General features: G+C 63.8%; 17 protein-coding genes, 1 tRNA gene and 1 pseudogene. 7 read left to right on the top strand and 12 right to left on the bottom strand.

Translation table 11 applies throughout. The features are described 5' to 3' along the window. Positions 1 to 4: 4 nt before the first annotated feature. Positions 5 to 2,764, bottom strand: a complete 2,760-nt coding sequence (gene aceE, locus AOM45_RS09955) for a pyruvate dehydrogenase (acetyl-transferring), homodimeric type (RefSeq protein ID WP_030465133.1) — start codon at positions 2,762 to 2,764, stop codon at positions 5 to 7. Positions 2,765 to 3,083: 319 nt separating this feature from the next. Here aceE and AOM45_RS09950 point away from each other — a divergent pair, with 319 nt between their 5' ends. From AOM45_RS09950 to AOM45_RS52720, 4 genes are all read left to right on the top strand, one after another. Next, the gene (locus tag AOM45_RS09950) at positions 3,084 to 3,515 is read left to right on the top strand and encodes a DUF3052 domain-containing protein (protein ID WP_030465132.1); all 432 of its coding nucleotides are present in this window, start codon (positions 3,084 to 3,086) and stop codon (positions 3,513 to 3,515) included. A gap of 83 nt (positions 3,516 to 3,598) precedes the next feature. Beyond that, the gene (locus AOM45_RS09945) at positions 3,599 to 4,063 is read left to right on the top strand and encodes a peroxiredoxin (RefSeq protein ID WP_030465131.1); all 465 of its coding nucleotides are present in this window, start codon (positions 3,599 to 3,601) and stop codon (positions 4,061 to 4,063) included. 36 nt (positions 4,064 to 4,099) lie between these two features. Further along, positions 4,100 to 4,174 (top strand) — tRNA-Val (locus AOM45_RS09940). 340 nt (positions 4,175 to 4,514) lie between these two features. Next, positions 4,515 to 5,036: a hypothetical protein gene (locus AOM45_RS52720; protein ID WP_236703268.1), complete on the top strand. Its 522-nt coding sequence runs from the start codon at positions 4,515 to 4,517 to the stop codon at positions 5,034 to 5,036. 81 nt (positions 5,037 to 5,117) lie between these two features. Here the strand turns inward: AOM45_RS52720 and AOM45_RS52715 are convergent. The 10 genes and pseudogenes from AOM45_RS52715 to AOM45_RS09905 all read right to left on the bottom strand — a co-directional run. After that, positions 5,118 to 6,050: pseudogene (locus tag AOM45_RS52715) on the bottom strand (recombinase family protein); the annotation flags it as partial. Then, the gene (locus AOM45_RS09935; protein ID WP_081901803.1) at positions 6,043 to 6,456 is read right to left on the bottom strand and encodes a recombinase family protein; all 414 of its coding nucleotides are present in this window, start codon (positions 6,454 to 6,456) and stop codon (positions 6,043 to 6,045) included. The gene AOM45_RS09935 and the pseudogene AOM45_RS52715, both read right to left, overlap by 8 nt. Positions 6,457 to 6,629: 173 nt before the next feature. Then, a complete protein-coding gene (locus tag AOM45_RS09930; RefSeq protein ID WP_236703267.1) occupies positions 6,630 to 6,944 on the bottom strand; it encodes a hypothetical protein in 315 nt (104 codons plus the stop codon). 56 nt (positions 6,945 to 7,000) lie between these two features. Then, positions 7,001 to 8,098 (bottom strand): DNA-methyltransferase, encoded by a 1,098-nt coding sequence (locus AOM45_RS09925; protein WP_063756953.1) that lies wholly within the window; start codon positions 8,096 to 8,098, stop codon positions 7,001 to 7,003. Beyond that, the gene (locus tag AOM45_RS09920; RefSeq protein WP_030465127.1) at positions 8,095 to 8,910 is read right to left on the bottom strand and encodes a replication-relaxation family protein; all 816 of its coding nucleotides are present in this window, start codon (positions 8,908 to 8,910) and stop codon (positions 8,095 to 8,097) included. Before AOM45_RS09920 ends, AOM45_RS09925 begins: the two co-directional genes overlap by 4 nt. Positions 8,911 to 9,034: 124 nt before the next feature. Beyond that, positions 9,035 to 11,206: a type IV secretory system conjugative DNA transfer family protein gene (locus AOM45_RS09915; protein ID WP_030465126.1), complete on the bottom strand. Its 2,172-nt coding sequence runs from the start codon at positions 11,204 to 11,206 to the stop codon at positions 9,035 to 9,037. Beyond that, positions 11,199 to 11,381: a hypothetical protein gene (locus AOM45_RS50690; RefSeq protein ID WP_156093556.1), complete on the bottom strand. Its 183-nt coding sequence runs from the start codon at positions 11,379 to 11,381 to the stop codon at positions 11,199 to 11,201. The genes AOM45_RS09915 and AOM45_RS50690 overlap by 8 nt, the downstream gene beginning before the upstream one ends. A 536-nt stretch (positions 11,382 to 11,917) precedes the next feature. Continuing rightward, complete coding sequence (locus AOM45_RS09910; RefSeq protein ID WP_030465125.1) at positions 11,918 to 12,100, bottom strand: hypothetical protein; 183 nt, start codon at positions 12,098 to 12,100, stop codon at positions 11,918 to 11,920. Then, complete coding sequence (locus AOM45_RS50685) at positions 12,097 to 12,291, bottom strand: hypothetical protein (RefSeq protein WP_156093555.1); 195 nt, start codon at positions 12,289 to 12,291, stop codon at positions 12,097 to 12,099. Before AOM45_RS50685 ends, AOM45_RS09910 begins: the two co-directional genes overlap by 4 nt. A gap of 44 nt (positions 12,292 to 12,335) precedes the next feature. Continuing rightward, positions 12,336 to 12,632 (bottom strand): hypothetical protein, encoded by a 297-nt coding sequence (locus AOM45_RS09905; RefSeq protein ID WP_030465124.1) that lies wholly within the window; start codon positions 12,630 to 12,632, stop codon positions 12,336 to 12,338. A gap of 205 nt (positions 12,633 to 12,837) precedes the next feature. Here AOM45_RS09905 and AOM45_RS50680 point away from each other — a divergent pair, with 205 nt between their 5' ends. The 3 genes from AOM45_RS50680 to AOM45_RS09895 all read left to right on the top strand — a co-directional run bounded on the left by AOM45_RS50680 (position 12,838) and on the right by AOM45_RS09895 (position 15,611). After that, positions 12,838 to 14,019: a hypothetical protein gene (locus AOM45_RS50680; RefSeq protein ID WP_156093554.1), complete on the top strand. Its 1,182-nt coding sequence runs from the start codon at positions 12,838 to 12,840 to the stop codon at positions 14,017 to 14,019. A 161-nt stretch (positions 14,020 to 14,180) separates the two neighbouring features. Next, positions 14,181 to 14,585, top strand: coding sequence for a hypothetical protein (locus AOM45_RS09900; RefSeq protein WP_156093553.1), 405 nt, complete (start codon positions 14,181 to 14,183; stop codon positions 14,583 to 14,585). A gap of 198 nt (positions 14,586 to 14,783) precedes the next feature. After that, entirely contained in the window at positions 14,784 to 15,611 is an 828-nt protein-coding gene (locus AOM45_RS09895; RefSeq protein ID WP_030465122.1) for a hypothetical protein, read from the top strand. Here the strand turns inward: AOM45_RS09895 and AOM45_RS09890 are convergent. Continuing rightward, a complete protein-coding gene (locus tag AOM45_RS09890; protein ID WP_030465121.1) occupies positions 15,592 to 16,806 on the bottom strand; it encodes a JmjC domain-containing protein in 1,215 nt (404 codons plus the stop codon). The two genes, AOM45_RS09895 and AOM45_RS09890, sit on opposite strands and share 20 nt — an antisense overlap. Positions 16,807 to 16,831: the final 25 nt, after the last annotated feature.

Here is a 16,831-nt window from a genome sequence, read left to right as displayed (position 1 = left end):
AGAGCTACGCCAGGCCCGCGTCCGACGTGGACGGGCCGGCGGCCTGCACGTCGTCGATGCGGTACTTGCGGGCCGCCTCGACGACCTTGGACTGCTCGACCTCGCCGCGCTTGGCCAGGGCGGCCAGGGTGGCGACGACGACGGACTCCGCGTCCACGAGGAAGTGGCGGCGGGCGGCCGGGCGGGTGTCGGAGAAGCCGAAGCCGTCCGTGCCCAGGGTCGTCATGTCGGTCGGGACGTACGGGCGGATCAGGTCCGGGATCGCCGACGCCCAGTCGGACACGGCGACGACCGGGCCCTGGACGTTCTGCAGCACCTCCGTCACGTACGGCACGCGCGGCTCGGCGTCCGGGTGCAGCAGGTTGTGGCGGTCGGTGTCGACGGCGTCGCGGCGCAGCTCCGAGTACGACGTGGCGGACCACACGTCGGCGGAGACGCCCCACTCGTCGGCCAGGAGCTGCTGGGCCTTGAGAGCCCACGGGAGGCCGACGCCCGAGCCGAGGATCTGCGCACGCGGGCCGCCGGTCTGCGGGCCGTCCTGGTACTTGTAGAGGCCGCGCAGGAGGCCTTCCACGTCCAGGCCCTCCGGCTCGGCGGGCTGCACGTACGGCTCGTTGTAGACCGTCATGTAGTAGAAGACGTTCTCGGCGTTCTCGCCGTACATCCTCCGCAGACCGTCCTTGACGATGTGCGCCACCTCGAACGACCACGCCGGGTCGTACGCGATCACGGCCGGGTTCGTGTGCGCCAGCAGCAGCGAGTGGCCGTCGGCGTGCTGCAGGCCCTCACCGGTCAGCGTGGTGCGGCCCGCGGTGGCGCCGAGCACGAAGCCGCGCGCCATCTGGTCCGCCGCCGCCCACAGGCCGTCGCCCGTGCGCTGGAAGCCGAACATCGAGTAGAAGATGTAGATCGGGATCATCGGCTCGCCCTGCGTGGCGTAGGACGTGCCGACCGCCGTGAACGACGCCGTGGAACCCGCCTCGTTGATGCCCTCGTGCAGGATCTGGCCCTGCTCGGACTCCTTGTAGGCGAGCATCAGGTTGGCGTCCACCGAGGTGTACGCCTGGCCGTTCGGGTTGTAGATCTTCTGCGTCGGGAACATGGAGTCCATGCCGAACGTGCGTGCCTCGTCCGGGATGATCGGCACGATGCGCGGGCCGATCTCCGGGTCCTTCGCGAGGTCGCGGACGAGCCGGACGAACGCCATCGTCGTGGCGACCTCCTGCTTGCCGGAGCCGCGCTTGATGCCGTCGTAGACCTTGTCGCCCGGCAGCACGAGAGCCTTGGACTTCGTGCGGCGCTCCGGGAGGAAACCACCCAGCTGACGGCGGCGCTCCAGCATGTACTGGATCTCCGGCGAGTCCTGCCCGGGGTGGTAGTACGGCGGCAGGTACGGGTCCTTCTCGAGCACCTCGTCGGAGATCGGGATGCGCAGGCTGTCCCGGAAGCCCTTGAGGTCGTCCAGGGTCATCTTCTTCATCTGGTGCGTCGCGTTGCGCGCCGCGAAGTGCTTGCCGAGCGAGTAGCCCTTGATCGTCTTGGCGAGGATCACGGTCGGCTGGCCGACGGTCTCGGTCGCCGCCTTGTACGCCGCGTAGACCTTGCGGTAGTCGTGGCCACCGCGCTTGAGGTTCCACACCTCGTCGTCGCTCATGGCGTCGACGAGCGCCTTCGTCCGCGGGTCGCGGCCGAAGAAGTGCTCCTTGATGTACGCGCCGTCGTTCGCCTTGTAGGTCTGGTAGTCGCCGTCGGGCGTGGCGTTCATGAGGTTCACGAGCGCGCCGTCGCGGTCCGCGTGCAGCAGCGCGTCCCACTCGCGGCCCCAGACGACCTTGATGACGTTCCAGCCGGCACCGCGGAAGAACGACTCCAGCTCCTGGATGATCTTGCCGTTGCCGCGCACCGGGCCGTCGAGGCGCTGCAGGTTGCAGTTGACCACGAACGTGAGGTTGTCGAGGTGCTCGTTCGCGGCGAGCTGCAGCAGGCCGCGCGACTCCGGCTCGTCCATCTCGCCGTCGCCGAGGAACGCCCACACGTGCTGGTCGGACGTGTCCTTGAAGCCGCGGTCGTGCAGGTAGCGGTTGAACCGCGCCTGGTAGATCGCGTTCATCGGGCCGATGCCCATGGAGACCGTGGGGAACTCCCAGAAGTCCGGCATCAGGCGCGGGTGCGGGTACGACGGCAGACCGCCACCCGGACCGGCGTGCGAGTACTCCTGGCGGAAGCCGTCGAGCTGGTGCTCGGACAGGCGGCCCTCGAGGAACGCGCGGGCGTACACACCGGGGGAGGCGTGGCCCTGGATGAAGATCTGGTCGCCGCCGCCGGGGTGGTTCTTGCCGCGGAAGAAGTGGTTGAAGCCGACCTCGTAGAGCGACGCGCTGGACGCGTACGTCGAGATGTGGCCACCGACACCCACGCCGGGACGCTGCGCGCGGTGCACCGTCATCGCGGCGTTCCAGCGGATCCACGCGCGGTAGCGGCGCTCCACCTCCTCGTCACCGGGGAACCACGGCTCCCGCTCGGTGGGGATGGTGTTGACGTAGTCCGTGCTGGTCAGCGAGGGCATGCCGACGTGGTTCTCACGCGCACGCTCCAGCAACCGCAGCATCAGGTAGCGGGCGCGCTGCTGCCCACCGCCCTTGAGCACCTCGTCGAACGACTCGAGCCACTCGGACGTCTCTTCGGGGTCGATGTCCGGCAGGTGGGCTGCCAGGCCGTCGCGAATGACACGTACCCGCTCGGGGCCGGTGTTCTGCGGGCTCAAGGTGTCTCCTCGGCTTCGTTGGCGGTACTCGCGCTGGCCCGGAAACCGTGCCACGCGCTCCTATCGTTGTCCTTGCGCGACGACTTCGTCACCGCTACTGATCGGTAGTTCTGGATCGTGTCGCTCACGCGCGCGCGATAAGAGGTATGTAGAGCGTGCCTCATGCCAGTCCAGGGATCTCCACAGGGGTCCCTGTTACGGCGTGTCACGTGGTCAACAGTTGCGCCGGAGGTAGCTGACAGTGTTCGCTAGCGCGAGTAACGGACTCTGGCGGCAGTCTTAGGGCTGTCGCTCTTGCGTAGTTGGAGGAGTGAAAACCGTGGTCGCCGCGGAAGACGCCGGCAAGATCGGCGTCGCCGAGAAGCTCGGGATCGAATCGGGCATGGTCGTCCAGGAACTCGGCTGGGACGAGGACGTCGACGACAACCTCCGTGCCGCCGTCGAGGAGCAGATCGGGGGCGACCTCCTCGACGAGGATGCCGACGAGACGGTGAGCGTCGTGCTGCTCTGGTGGCGAGAGGACGACGGCGACCTGGTCGACGCTCTGCTCGAGGCCACCGGTGTGCTCGCCGAAGACGGCGTGATCTGGGTTCTCACCCCGAAGACCGGCCGCCCCGGCCACGTGGAGCCCTCGGACATCGCTGAGGCCGTCCCGACCGCGGGCCTGTCGCAGACCTCGAACATCAGCGTCGCCGACGACTGGGCCGGCACCCGCCTGGTGTGGCCGAAGTCAACCAAGGCGAAGCGCTGAGCCGTCACCGGCTGACATAGGGTTGATCCACGGGCGATCTCGTCGTCCGTGGGTTCGTCTTGGTCACACCGGAGGTCTGTTTCATGGCGGTCGAGGTCGGTTCGGAAGCCCCGGACTTCACGCTCAACGACTACAACAAGCAGCCCGTGACGTTGTCGTCGTTCCGCGGCTCCAAGAGCGTGCTCCTGGTCTTCTACCCGTTCGCGTTCAGCGGCACCTGCCAGGGCGAGCTCTGCCAGCTGCGCGACGAGATCGCGACCTACGAGGACGAGAACGTCCAGGTCCTGGGCATGTCGGTCGACTCGCCGTTCGCGCTCAAGGCATGGGCGAACCAGGAGGGCTACCAGTTCCCGCTGCTGTCCGACTTCTGGCCGCACGGCGCCGTCGCCCAGTCCTACGGCGTGTTCAACGAGGCCGTCGGCATGGCGCTGCGGGGCACGTTCCTGGTCGACGTGGACGGCGTGGTCCGGTTCGCGGAGGTCAACGCGCCCGGTGAGGCCCGCGATCAGGACGCCTGGAAGAAGGCCGTAGCCTCTCTCAAGGCATGATGTAGGTACCTGTGCCCTGTGCGGGCGCGGGTGTCGGGGCGTGTAGCTCAGCGGAAGAGCACTCGGTTTACACCCGAGCGGTCGCAGGTTCGATCCCTGTCGCGCCCACCATATAGGTCTTATTCACACCAACACCCAGACGAATGAAATCGCTGGGCGTTGTGTCGTAATTACGTTCGGTGACGGCGTCGTCTGCCGTCCAGAACGCCCCTAGCGCAAGATCACGCCCGGCGGCCACCCCACCAGCGGCGGCCAGTGCCAGCGGTCGCACGGCGATTTGGGACGCTACGATGCCGCCGTTCGTGCCTTGATCCCCTTCCGCCTCCACGGCGGGAAGTTCGGGTGCCAAGGTGCATGTCGCGCTCTCAGCAAGTAGGGCCGCGAACGGCTCCGTCAGCTCGGCTTCCTCAACGCTGCCGTCTTCGTCGATGTACAGCTTCTTGAAGAACCCTTGGTTGATCTGCCGCCGCACATGGTTCGGTGCAGCCAGGTAGGCGGCCTCGCAGTTGGTCACTGCGCGAAGAGCTGCCTCAAGGGTCGCTTCCAGGTCCACTGTGTTGACGCCTGCCGCCTGGATCTCTACATCTGCTTCTGCCAGTTCGCGGGTGAACCGTCGCATCTCCAAGGCGAGCAGGTCAGTTGGGATGGCACCGGCGTAGTGCGCCTGCAGCAGCTTCTGACGTTCACCATCCAGCATGTCCTTGCGCCTCAACGCACGGGCGATGCGTTGCGAACCCTCAGTCTGCTGGCTCGCCAGTTCGGCCCGGATGCTCGTTCGAATCTCTTCAGTCCGCTCGTCGCTGATCCGGAACCCGGCGTAGAAGGCGGCAATGCCGTTCTCGATGCGTTCTACCCGTGTACCCCTCCGGCGACAGTAGTTGCGCTTCGTCCTCTTTTGGACGCACGTGAAGTACGGATACGTGCCGCCATTGCCGGTGCTTTCGGAGTAGACAAGTCGGCCCTTGCACAATGAGCAATAGATCGTGCTGCGCAGGTAGTGGTTGTGTGTACGGTCCTTCTCGCCGTCGTGCGCGTTAACGGCTAGAACGTCCTGTACTGCGAGCCATACCTCGGGCTCGACCAGCGCGGGATGCTTCCCCTCGTAGTGGATCCCCTGGTACGGCACGATTCCCATATAGTAGGGGTTCTGCAACATGTAGTAGAACCCCGTCAGGCTAAGTTCTCCCGCCGGGTTCTTCACTGACGGTCGGGCGGTTAGTCCTCTCGTTCGTGCCGTGAGCAAGAGGTCCATGCCGCTCCACTCGCCAGTTGCGTACTGCTCAAAACACCAGTGCACCAGCTCGGCGCGCTCTGGGTCCAAGATGACCGAAGAAACGCTAATACGTTGGACTGTCTCGCGAACATTGAGATAGCCAAGAGGGGTGCGGAAAGGTGTACCGCCTTCTTCGGCCTTGCGAACCAACCCCTTTAAGACCTCTTGCGCAAGGTTGCCTGAGTAGAACTGGGCGATCTCGGCGAGGAGGCCGTACAAGAGTTTGCCGCTGGGCGTGTCATCGATGTTCTCGGTGCAGGACACCAGAGTGACGCCGTGGCGCTTGAGTAACAGGTTGATCGCGATGTCATCCGCGCGGTTCCGTGCCAGTCGGTCGATCTTGTGGATGATGAGGTAGTCCGGCCTCACGACCTTGATCTCGGCAAGCATGTCCTGCAGGTCGTCGCGGTCAGATGACCGGCCCGACTCTCCAGCGTCGACGAACTCCCGCTCGACCGCAGCGCCGAGCTGGACTGCTTTGACGTGACAGGCTTGACGCTGAGCCGGGATGGAATAGCCCTCGATGCCGCCGCCAGTGCGGGCTTGCTCTCTCGTGCTCACCCGCAAGTAGACGAAGGCGATGGGTACTGCCCGCCCCTTGGCTTGTGACTCGTTGCGGGGCGGCCGAGTCCGTGCCCGCTGCGTGGCGGCTTCGAGGGCAGTGGCTTGCTTGCGGTTACTGTCGGATGTTTGCGTTGCGCTGTCCTTAGTCATTGGGCACCTCCTCGTCTGTGCTTTTGGCTTGTTTCTGCTCGAACCTCATGTCTGTCTGCGTGCTAGAAGGTGTTGCGACTTCCGCTCCAGCTGCGCGAATCTGTCGCGAAACGTCGTCCATCTGCGCTATGTCTCGCGCCAGACGTGCGTAATCCGGGACGATTACAAAGGCGGCATCCCGTAGTCGCGTCAGGTCGTCGAGCAAGAGCTGCAACTGTGGCTGTTGTGACAAGCGAGCGGGACGGCCGATGTCCACATATTCCCGCACGATCGCCAGGCCGCAGGTGTGAGCTAGGCTCTGGCAAATTTCGCGTTGCCGGTCGATGGCGTTGGGATTGTCCATGCTGGACGAGGCGACTCGTAAATATGAAACTGCATGCCGTGTTCGACTTGGCTTATCTTGCATGACATTCTCCTCTTGGCTTAATTAAGGCATAAATCTCCCCTTATTGTTGATATTCTCAGGACTTCTTTCCTGTGCCAAGAAAGGCAATCCTGTCCTTTATCGGAAATGCATTCGTTCTGGTGACGGGTAGCGTCGGTTCACTACCCGTCACACATGCTTGCCGGAACAACGCGTTAGCTTTCGGCTCCCGATCGGCGGCGTGATCCGCTAACTGGCGCCTTCTTTTCCGGCTCTTCCGGCTCCTGTTCGACCTCAGGTGCGCCACCGAACAGGTCCTCAATCGCGGACCTGCGAGCAGCGGCCTCCCGCTCAATCGCTTCGAGCGCGGCCTTGGCCCGCGCGGCGAAGTCCGGCTCAGAGCGCTTGGCTTCGACGTAGAACTCCACCGCCCGCAGCACGGCGTCACCCAGGTTCAGCCCGTCCAGTTGGGCGACGAGCGCGAACTGCGCGTGCAGCTCGCCCGGCAGGCGAATGCCCAGCGTCTTCACCCCACCGTTCTTGCCGTCTGGTTTCGGATCAGACATGACCGTTGTCCTCCTCGGCGTTACTGCGGCTGGCCATCCCCGTGCGGGATGACGGATGCAGCCGCAGACCACCGACGAGCGGTTTGCGTAGGCTTCTCGTGTTTGCTGCGCCACTCGGCCAGACGAGCTTGGGCCAACGTGGCGTAGTCGGGGTTGATCTCCACACCGAGCCAGTCCCGGTCGTAGGTCTCGGCGGCGATTGCCACAGTCCCTGAGCCCATGAACGCGTCGAGCACTACACCCGGCCGCCAGCTCGTGTGTCTGCACGCGGCTTTCAGTGGACCGGTGGCCAACATCCGCCCGTCAATGAGCTGCTTGGTCCGTCGCCACGGCTCGTCGCAGACGGAGCAGACCCGCTCCGGGCAGGTGGACAACAGCGGACGCCGGACGAGTTCAACCGGGAAGGTGGCGAAGTGGGCTCCGCGGTACCGCGCCGTGGCCAGCGACCACACGTCGCCGGGGTTGCGGCCCAGCGGATGGCTGTCACGACCAATCGCTTTCAGCGTCGCCAAACCCTGGTTGAGGTCGACGCGTGGCGACGTGCCGGCACCGAGCGCGGGGACGGCTTCGCGAGGCGGATAGGCGGCTGCAATCCGGTGCCGGCGGTTGGAAGGCGTACCCGTCGTAGGCTCACGGATCGCGTCGAGGTCGAAATAGTAACTGGACTGTCGCGTAAGGAATAGGAGAAGCTCGTGCGCAGTGGTCAGCCGATCACTCACGCTCGACGGCAACGGGTTCTTCTTGGCCCACACCACCTGGTTGCGCAGCAGCCAACCAGCGCGGGTCAGTCGGAGCGCCACGCGTTGGGGTCCCAGCAACAAGCACTTCTTACGGGCACCGTCGCCTGGGTGGCGGGCGTACGAGTCGCCGAGGTTGAGCCACAACGCCCCGGTGGGTTTGAGGACGCGGCCCAGCTCGGTGCAGATGCTGGCGATCTCGTCGGCCCAGGCTTCAACGTTGGCCTCCGAGCCGATCTGATCTTCGTGGCCGTAGTCGCGCAAGGCCCAGTACGGCGGGCTTGTGATGACGCAGTCCACCGCGGCGTCAGGGAGCTCGGCCAGCCGGGTGCGGACATCGCCGACGATGATCTGGTTCCGGGGAAGGTCGCGTGCGCTCATGATTCGTCCTCCGTCGGAGCCGTCAGCACGACGGGCCCGTCTGCTTGCAGCGCAACGGCAAACAGCCGTCTTGCGTCGGCGTCGAGGCGAGTAATCACCTCCTGGATTCGGTGTTTGCGGGTCATGTCGGGTACGAGCCAGACAACAAGCGGGAACACCCCGAAGGCTTGTTGCTCCGCGCCGCTGCGCCAGTACCCGACGTAGGTCAGGCACTTGCGCTGCACCGTGGGCAGGCTCTCGCTCGCCATGTCCAGCTCGATGAAGGCGCTGTGCTCGAACTCGCCCATGCCGATGCGGACGTAGGCGTCAGGCTTCAGCGTCGCCGGTGTGCCGCCGTCACCCGTGAACTTCCGCCAGGCCAACGGCTCTCCGTCGAAGGCCAACAGTTGCAAACGGCTGTCCTGGGTGAGTTCAGTCAGGCCGACGCACAGCTCACTTACGCCGAGTACGTGGCGCATGAAGTAGGGCTTGGTCTCCCAGACCCGGCGGCGGCGTGCGCCGTACTGGCCTTGAACTTCCAGTACGGCGAGGCCCAGACCGGACAGGCCGTATACCTGAGCCGTTGAGCCCGGCTGCACTCCGCCGACCGTGCGGTCCAGTCGCACCACCACACCTAGCTCCGACAGCCGTTGAAGCAGCGCGCGGGTCCGTCTGGACTGCGTGTGGGCTGAGCCTTCGGTCAGGTGCAGGCGCTGTATCTGCCGAGAGGTCAGCAGCCGCAGTTGGTAGAGCGAAGCCAGGACCTGCATGTCCCGGTCACTGAGCCGTTCTCGCAGCCGGGCGGCACGTCCACGTACAAGTCCGTCAGTCATAGGAGACCTCCAGACGGACAGACACTCGGTGGTGTTTGAGCAGCAATGCCCGAGATCAGGCCATGTCCAAGACCTGAGGGAACGGCAGGGCGAGCGGTAGGCGCGAGAACTGCGCCGCCGGTCCTCATGACGACCTCCGCCGGATGCCGACCGGTGCATCCGGCGGTCCACCTTCGCCGTGCCAGCGCTGGGCCAGCACCGTGTCCAGCCCGGAACCGCTTGTGGCATAGGCATCCCGGCTCATCCGCCGCAGCGCTGCCGGATCGTGCTCCGGAGCAGGCAGCGGCAAGGTCCTGACCGCAAACGGCACCGTCATGGTGCCCTTGACGAACAAGCGGGTGCAGGCTTCAAAGGCGCCGAGCCGGAGTAGATCGTCAGCCGTGACCGGATCGCCGAAGATGGCGGCGAGCAAGCGGGCGTCGTCAAAGGACGGTCGAAACGACAGCCGCGACCGAGCGTTGGCCGTGACGGCCGCTTGCAGACTATGGGACAGCTGGGTGAAGTGCTGATGCGCGGCCGTTGTCGCAACTTCCAAGCCCCGGCATTGCGCCAGTACCTCGCCGAAGTCCAGTGCGCCGACGTAGTCCTGGAACTCGTCCACGATCAGCGACACGGGGAACCGCTTGGACTTGGGCAGCGTGGCCCGGCGTTGAGCAGCGGCCCAGGCCGCCGACAAGATCAACGCGCCAAGCAGACGGCTGGCCTCCGGCCCGATGACACCCCGGTTGAGGCTGACGAGGACGATCAGAGGGCACTTCAGAAACAGTTCATCAAAGGAGAAACGCGGGGTCGCCTGCCCGAGCATCCGGCGGATGGGCTGACGGGCCAGGAAGGGACTAAGCTTGTTCAGCACCGGCGCGATGATCTGTTGTTGCTCACCGTCCGACAGGCCGCCAAATCGGGCCCACCAGCGCGTCAGCACCAGCGGATCCCCGACCGTTGCCAGGGCGCGCCGACGGAATGCCGGGTTGAGCATCAAGATCGGGACATCGGCCAGCGTGCCGTCCGGCATGCGCGCGGCCGTCAGCAAGCTGTGGAACAACACATCGCTGCTGCGCGGTCCGATGGCGCTGCTGCCGAACAGGTTGCGCAGCAGACCCACGATCTCGTCCGCGCGTTGCTCGGCCTGCTTTTCCGGCCCTGCCAGCGGGTTAAAGCCCACCTGATCGTCTTCGCTCGGGTCGATGACCACGACGTCCGCGTGCCGGTGCCGGGGGAGCCGCGCCAGCACGTCGTCAACCAGGTCGCCCCGCGGCTCGATCACCAGCAGGCCCCGGCCGGCTGTCGCGTCAGCCAGGATCAGTTGCGCCAGCTCGGTGCTCTTGCCCGATCCGGTGGGACCTATGAGGTGAAATCCGTGAGTGCTTGAGGCTTGAGGCATGGTGACGAGCTGGCCGCGGTCAGCCGGGTGCGTGCGGGTGCCGAGCACCCGAGCTCCGCGGTACCGATGAGCTTCTTCTGGGTGCACCAACAGATCCGTCGGAGGTTGGCCCAGAAGCGAAGCGCCGTCGCCAACGCTGCCGAGCGGCCAACCCAACAGCACCGCCAGCTCCGAACTGCTCACCACCGACGACCAGGTCACGGCGGGCCGGTGCACGCGGATGATGTCGTACGGCCGCCGCGGCTTCGGCTCGTCCATGCGCACGAAACAGTGCGGACTGTCGGCGAGCGCTAGCGCCGACACCACCGACCGCATGATGGTCAACATCCGAGCCTTGCTCGCGGCCGTGGCCCCCACATGTCCCTGCACGCTGTAAAGGGGCTCGGTCGTCTTGTTGCGCCAGGCTTGGTTGTCCGAAGCGCTTACGGCCTTGGGTTTCTCGAACCCAAGCGCCTCCAGCATGTTGAAGACCTCCGGCCGACTGGCCCGAGCGTAGGAAGGCCCCAGAATCCATTGCAGTACGGCTGCCTCGGCGTCCTCCAACATGCTGGCCACTGCCCGCATCCCCGCGCTGACGGCTTCTGCCACGTCCAGCCGCAACGGATGGGCGAAGCTGGACAGGCGCACATCGGCGGCCAGAAGCGGCAGCGGCCGGTGCGGGTGCGCGCTCGGATGCAGCCCGAGCTTGGGCAGGTGCGCCCGGAACTGACCGGGGATCGTAGACGTCAGCTGCGGGTCCATCCCGAGCAGCCACTCCGTCGAGTCGGCCCCCATCCATGCCTCAAGCACCACCGTCGGAGTTCGCTGCCAGAACCCGACTTGCGGCCGGCTCGCTAGCGGGCGCATGAGCCCGACGACCGCGGCCAGGTCGAGGCTGCGCGGCGGATAGAGGTCAAACCACACCAACTCATCCATGGCCCACCTCCGTTGCCGGTGGCTCCGCCGCGGTCTGCGCTTCATTCACTGACTTCTTCTGGCTGAGCTGGTGGCGAGCCAGCGCGAGGAATGCACGAGCCAGCTTGCGCAGCGCCGGATCTTGGCGTTCGACACCGGTAACCCGTACCGATGACGGTTCGATTGCGTCTGTCATACGAAACCCCCTTCGTAAGTAGTCGCTCTTCCTCCATGTTTTGGGTTGCGACGAGCCAGGCTGCTGATCTGGACGCCGTCAGCAACTTGGTTATTTGATTAGGCTGGTTAGAAAAGAAGTGGTGAGGATGGATGCGCGCGCAATGGTGGCACGACGCAGGTGTTTGTGTTGTAACTACTATGCGCAGGAAAGGTCTTGCCTTGCAATAGGTCAAAATGACCCGAGGAAGCACCGTGGCCACGGTAGCGCCAGACGAAAAATCTGGTTGCTGTTGTGAGTTAATCAACGGGAGTCTGAAACAAGCACCTAGCTGCTTCGTGTTCGAAGACGCTTGCGCCACGCTCGTCTGAGCCTGACGGCCAGGAGTCGAACGCTCTCCTCCCGAAGGCGCTGTTCGGACAGGTCGGCCTTGTGGTCGACGAGCTGGTTTCTGCTCTTGCGAGGCATCGGTGACCTCCTCTCAATCGGCTACGCACCGGGCGGATTTGGGCATAGCTCCGCCCCGGCTGGAAAGAATGGTGATTTTTGTCGGGTGACTATCGGCGGCTCAGGAGCCAGCGCACGAGCCCGCGCAGCAGAAACAACGCCGATACGATGCCGAGGAAGTACACCAGCGGTTGGATCAGCTGGTGTGCGACGCCTGCGCAGAAGGCAAGCAGTAAGACGAGTGTGATGGACTTGCGGACCTGTGCCCGCAACTTCTCTACGGGATCGATCATAAATCGCTCCTCCTAAGTCCCCGATGGGCGAGTTCGAGCTGACACTCGCGACAGTCGTGGTTGTAGACCCACGAGTCGACGCGACGCGACATCTCGCTGACAAGCTCGCGTATCAGTCGGTTGTCGTCGGCTTTGAGCTCTTCCAGCTCGTTGTAGAGTTCGGCTGCCCAGGCGCCGAGGCCGATTGCCACGAGAAGTAGGCCAGCAATAATCATTGCTATGCCGGCTGAGGGAGTCACACGTACCGCCCGCGCATGCGCTTCTCGATGAGTTCGGCGGCGGCTTCCGCGTAGACCAGTTCGAAGCGGCGGGCCATTGCGGACACTGCCGGGTGGGCGATGCCCGCGTGGTTGATGTGGTTGTGGAGCTCGACGAGACCGTCAACCGCGCGCTTCGCGTGCTGTGGCGCGGTAGCCAGGCGAAACTCCACCCGGTAGGCCTCCATCAGCTCCTGCCGCTCGACGCGGTAGTCCGGAGCTGTCGGCATCATCAGCTCAGCGCGGTAGCGGCTGAGCCCTTCAAGATCGTTCATGCCTTGTTCCTCTCAGATATGGAGGCGGAGCGGGTAGCCGTGGTCCCCTTGCCAAGGGGTGTCGCTTCCCGTCCAACTCCACGGGTGGGTTGCTTGGTTGCCATGTGGAGGCAACTGCTGACCAGCGTGACCAACAGATGAGGACTGACAAGGTGGCCCAGCGATGACTTCAGGACTAGATCAGGACCGCCCTCGCCGATACGGCGTGTACGCGACCAAGCGTGAAAAGGATCTTGAACGAGAGCTGCGAGACATCGTGAGAGTAGGAAGCGCCCTTGATAAAGTCTGCGATTCGCTTGTCGTCTTCAAGTCTCTTACGAACGTCCTGAAGGTTAGCGAAGTGAACCCTCGTAAGGGGTTGGACTTTTACGGCAAAAAGCTGGTCAGTGTTTACACTCTGCGGACAGCACTTCAGCGTGCCATTCAGCGCATTCCACATTGCGGCACCACTGGTGAACCAGATTTACGCAGACCTTATGCGGAGGTTCTTGCGCTTCTCTTTGGTGCAACAGAGCGAACCCGGACGGAGAGCGTTGAACGTCGATGGGAGCTAGCTCGTCTTCATTACAACGAGACGGTACGGATGCATGTTCCTGGCCATGCGACCAATATCGCTAAAGGGCATTTTCGCCGCAAGATCTACGAAGAGGAGCTGCTCCCACTTCTCGTCGAATCACTACTGGACTGGGAGGAGAGGCCGGGGCAAACGTATGCAGAAGAGTTATTCAGAACTGACTACACCGAGCCGGCGGCAGACATGATCTATTGGAAATGGAAGAACCGGTTCTTCTGGCTGTTCAAGCTAGATGGGCTCTTGGTTCCAGTGATCAGGTTCATGACTGAATATCTCAAACAGCGCGACGACCTCAGGAAGAAGAACGTCCAGCTGCCTCCACGGAGGATCGCATCCAAGTGTCAGGCATGTCAGGATGATGCGCTATTGACGACAGCTATGGTGTGGCAGCTAATCCATGCTGACGTCTTTTCCTCTGTACATCTTCAGCAAGCGCAACAAGCAATTGCATGGTTCAAGCAGACGTTTCCATTCCCGGCGGAAGACGCGGACGTGGTCTACGGTCTAGCTGTAGAGAAAGAGAGCGGCTCGCGATCGGCTTCGCTCGGCTCGTTTGTGACGTCGCCTTTCGATGGGCTAGATGTCAACCAATACGCAAGCCTCATGGAAAATAGGTTCTTTCACTTCAGCGAAGCGTGCAAATGTGGTACGCCAGAAGGAATAGGGGTTCCGTGCCCTATTCACAACCTAATTGCCGCAGCCAGTGAACTTCATGATACCGTCAGCGCAGAATGGGTAAAGATGAGCGCCGAGCTTGCAGTTCTGCCAATGCGCTGGATCAACCTAAGTTCTGACGACATTCTTCACGGGTAGTCCGAGCGAATTCGGATATATCCACACAATTGACAAAAGCGCATGAAATGTGCATAATTTGCACTGGTTCATCTTCGGGAGTACGGCCAGATGCCTACAGGCAACATGCGGGCATTTGGGCGGACTCATGAAGGGCATGAGCCTTAGCTGTTGGAGCAGTAATGTCCGGCGAGGATGGTTCACTCAGGGCGGACCACGTAATGGTTCTGGTCGAGGATTTCATCGGCTGGATGAGCCACTTCGAGAACCAGTCGTTCAACACCCTGCAGTCGGCGTACGACGGATGGCTGCAGCAAAGCGGTTTTCTGGGGGTGAAGGGTGACTACACCACCGCAGTTACCGTCATGCTGACGTATCTGTCCATGTGCCTGGCCAACCCGATGCACCGGCGCTACCTCAGCAACCCGGCTGGTCAACCGGACGAGTACACGCTACTGCAGGTCAACGTGCCGGAACTGACAGGGCACACGCCCCAGACGTTCTGGGAATTCCTGTCCCAGGAGAACTTCGAGCGCGCATACCGTGAGTGGCTGCGCTGGAGCTCTGAGCCCGACGGCAAGCGGTGAGCTTCGTCGCTTGGGTTGCGCACTGCTCATATCTGCCGTCATCAACGCGACTTCAAGGGCATCCTGTGTGCCCTCAAAGCGATACGCCCGGTCTCCTCTGGAGGCCGGGCGTCTATGCTTTTAGGCATGGTTAAATGTGGCTAATTTGGGTGTGCGCCCGCACCCTGCTGTCTGCGCATCTGCGCTAGCATTATTCGTATGTCTCTCGACCTCCGTAAAGCCGCCTGCGACGACATCATTGACCGTGCGCAGAAGACCTTGCAGACAGCATTCGACTCCAGCACGGAAGTACGAAAGAGGCGCTCGCTGGGCTTCCGTGCCGACCGCGGTACGTGGGTGCGCATTGAGGTCCGAGGTCTCGACCGCATAGATGGCCAAGGCTGGGGGATTGAATGCGCTTCAGTTCTCAAGGATGTCGCGATGCCTGCCTGGCACCAAGGCGTTTCCTGGATTGACCACGAACGCGGCGTCATGTGGCGGGCCGACGAAACGGAGTGTGTTTCGGACCAGGCCGTGAAGCTTGGCGGCACCCTCACTACTGCTCCGGACCTGTCCGAATCGTGGTGGGCGACCTTTAGCACCTCCATGACGGCGTTGGCCGCCCACTCCACGACCCGGACGGCCACCCCACACCTGCAACCCATCACGCAGGATCGCTTTAGCGACACCATCCACGAGGTCTTCCCCGAGGTGGACGCCACCATCACGGAATGGAGGGCGGCTCACGCCGACCTCGCCTGGGGCAACCTGACCGCCCCGAACTGCTACTTCCTCGACTGGGAGGACTGGGGCATGGCACCCCGCGGCTTTGACGCCTCAGCGTTGTGGAGTGCGTCGCTCGCCGTTCCCGAGCTGGCGGATCGCGTGTACCGGGAATGCCAGGCCGAGCTTGACAGCCCTACCGGCAAGCTCGGCCAGCTCTACCACTGCGCTGAGATCATGGCCGCCCCCGCCGGCTACGCCGGGCCGTTGCTCGAACCAGCCGAAACTCGGGCGGCCGAGCTGGTCAAGGAGCTTCATGGGTAAGCAAGCCGTCGTATCCGGCCGCGAGCTCGGGCGTGACCTCGACGCAGATGCCTTCGCGGATCAGCGTCTCAGCGATGGTCATCGCGTCGAGGCCCGTTGCCGCGGCCACCTTGTCTACGAAGACCGGCCTGCCACACGTCAACAGCTCGACAGCAGGCAACGCCTTGCGGGCAAAGGCAATGCGCCGCGTAGCCGCGGCCACGACGATCTGGTCGTCGTTCTGCTCGATACGTGGCGGGAACTCCGTCATGCAGACGACCGAGAGCGGTGCTCCGAACAGCCCGTGCGTAATGACATGACGGGCGCTCGACAACTGGTACTCACGTGCCGCCAGGAAGTTGTCCAGTGAGTGGGTGGCGGCCAGCCGCACTGCCATGTCCGTGAAGGCCAGCTGTTGCTCTTTGCGTGTGCCGGCCGTGCCCCAGCGGTCTACGTCGTGGCGCATCAGCTCGGCTTTGCGCGACTCGTCGGCAATCCACGTGAAGTAGTCCACGCCGGTGCGCTTCGGGAACCCGAAGGTCAGATGCAGGCTGAAGCCGTCGCCGCGCTCCTGGCGAGTCGCCTGGTGCCAGTAGCCACGTGGGATGTGCATCACCTCGCCCGCTTGGAGCGTGCCCTTCCACACGATCTCGTCCGTCGGCGTCGGGTTCGGCACCGCGTCGCGGTACATCGGCACGGGCCGCGACAGTCCACGCACTTCCCAGGATTTCTCCCCGGCCACCTGCACGATGACGACATCGTGGTCGTCCCAGTGCATCTGGAACCCCGCCGCGCTACCTGTGGTGAGGTAAGCGTTCACCTGGACCAGTTCGCGCGACCACCATTGCAACGCCCGGCAGGCCACTTCCAGCGTCGCGTCGTAGGCGTTCACGCCGTCGAGTACCAGCGTGCACCCGTCCCGAAGCAGGATGCCGAGCCGTTCCATGTCCACCATCTGGATGGCCTCGGCGCGGCGCATCGCCCGTGTGGTCAGGTAGTTCTGTGGGTGTACGTAGTCGCCGTCTTGCAGGCAACTGATGCGAGCGGCGGTCAGGCTCCGCCGCATGATGAGGTCGAGGAGACGGGTAGGGGTCAGCAGTCGCCCGCACAGGTCGCGATCTGCGAGCTTGCCTCGGGCGAACGTGTCGCCGAGCTCTGACGGGCCGTCCCAGCACAGCGCCTTCTCGATGGCGCCAACCAACCGATGATGGTTCATAGGAGAGTCCTCCTCCGGCTTAGCA

The sequence above is a fragment of the Lentzea aerocolonigenes genome (genome assembly GCF_000974445.1).
Classification (GTDB): domain Bacteria; phylum Actinomycetota; class Actinomycetes; order Mycobacteriales; family Pseudonocardiaceae; genus Lentzea; species Lentzea aerocolonigenes.
The sequence above is the reverse complement of the archived record's forward strand: the minus strand, read 5'-3'. Positions and strand labels throughout refer to the sequence as shown.

Coding starts and splice junctions, on each gene's coding strand:
- AOM45_RS50690 (WP_156093556.1), bottom strand. CDS start 11,381: ATGACAGACGCAATCGAACCGTCATCGGTACGGGTTACCGGTGTCGAA.
- AOM45_RS09920 (WP_030465127.1), bottom strand. CDS start 8,910: ATGACTGACGGACTTGTACGTGGACGTGCCGCCCGGCTGCGAGAACGG.
- AOM45_RS09905 (WP_030465124.1), bottom strand. CDS start 12,632: ATGAACGATCTTGAAGGGCTCAGCCGCTACCGCGCTGAGCTGATGATG.
- AOM45_RS09890 (WP_030465121.1), bottom strand. CDS start 16,806: ATGAACCATCATCGGTTGGTTGGCGCCATCGAGAAGGCGCTGTGCTGG.
- AOM45_RS09895 (WP_030465122.1), top strand. CDS start 14,784: ATGTCTCTCGACCTCCGTAAAGCCGCCTGCGACGACATCATTGACCGT.
- AOM45_RS09900 (WP_156093553.1), top strand. CDS start 14,181: ATGTCCGGCGAGGATGGTTCACTCAGGGCGGACCACGTAATGGTTCTG.
- AOM45_RS09945 (WP_030465131.1), top strand. CDS start 3,599: ATGGCGGTCGAGGTCGGTTCGGAAGCCCCGGACTTCACGCTCAACGAC.
- AOM45_RS09915 (WP_030465126.1), bottom strand. CDS start 11,206: ATGGATGAGTTGGTGTGGTTTGACCTCTATCCGCCGCGCAGCCTCGAC.
- AOM45_RS09910 (WP_030465125.1), bottom strand. CDS start 12,100: ATGATCGATCCCGTAGAGAAGTTGCGGGCACAGGTCCGCAAGTCCATC.
- AOM45_RS09925 (WP_063756953.1), bottom strand. CDS start 8,098: ATGAGCGCACGCGACCTTCCCCGGAACCAGATCATCGTCGGCGATGTC.
- AOM45_RS09935 (WP_081901803.1), bottom strand. CDS start 6,456: ATGCAAGATAAGCCAAGTCGAACACGGCATGCAGTTTCATATTTACGA.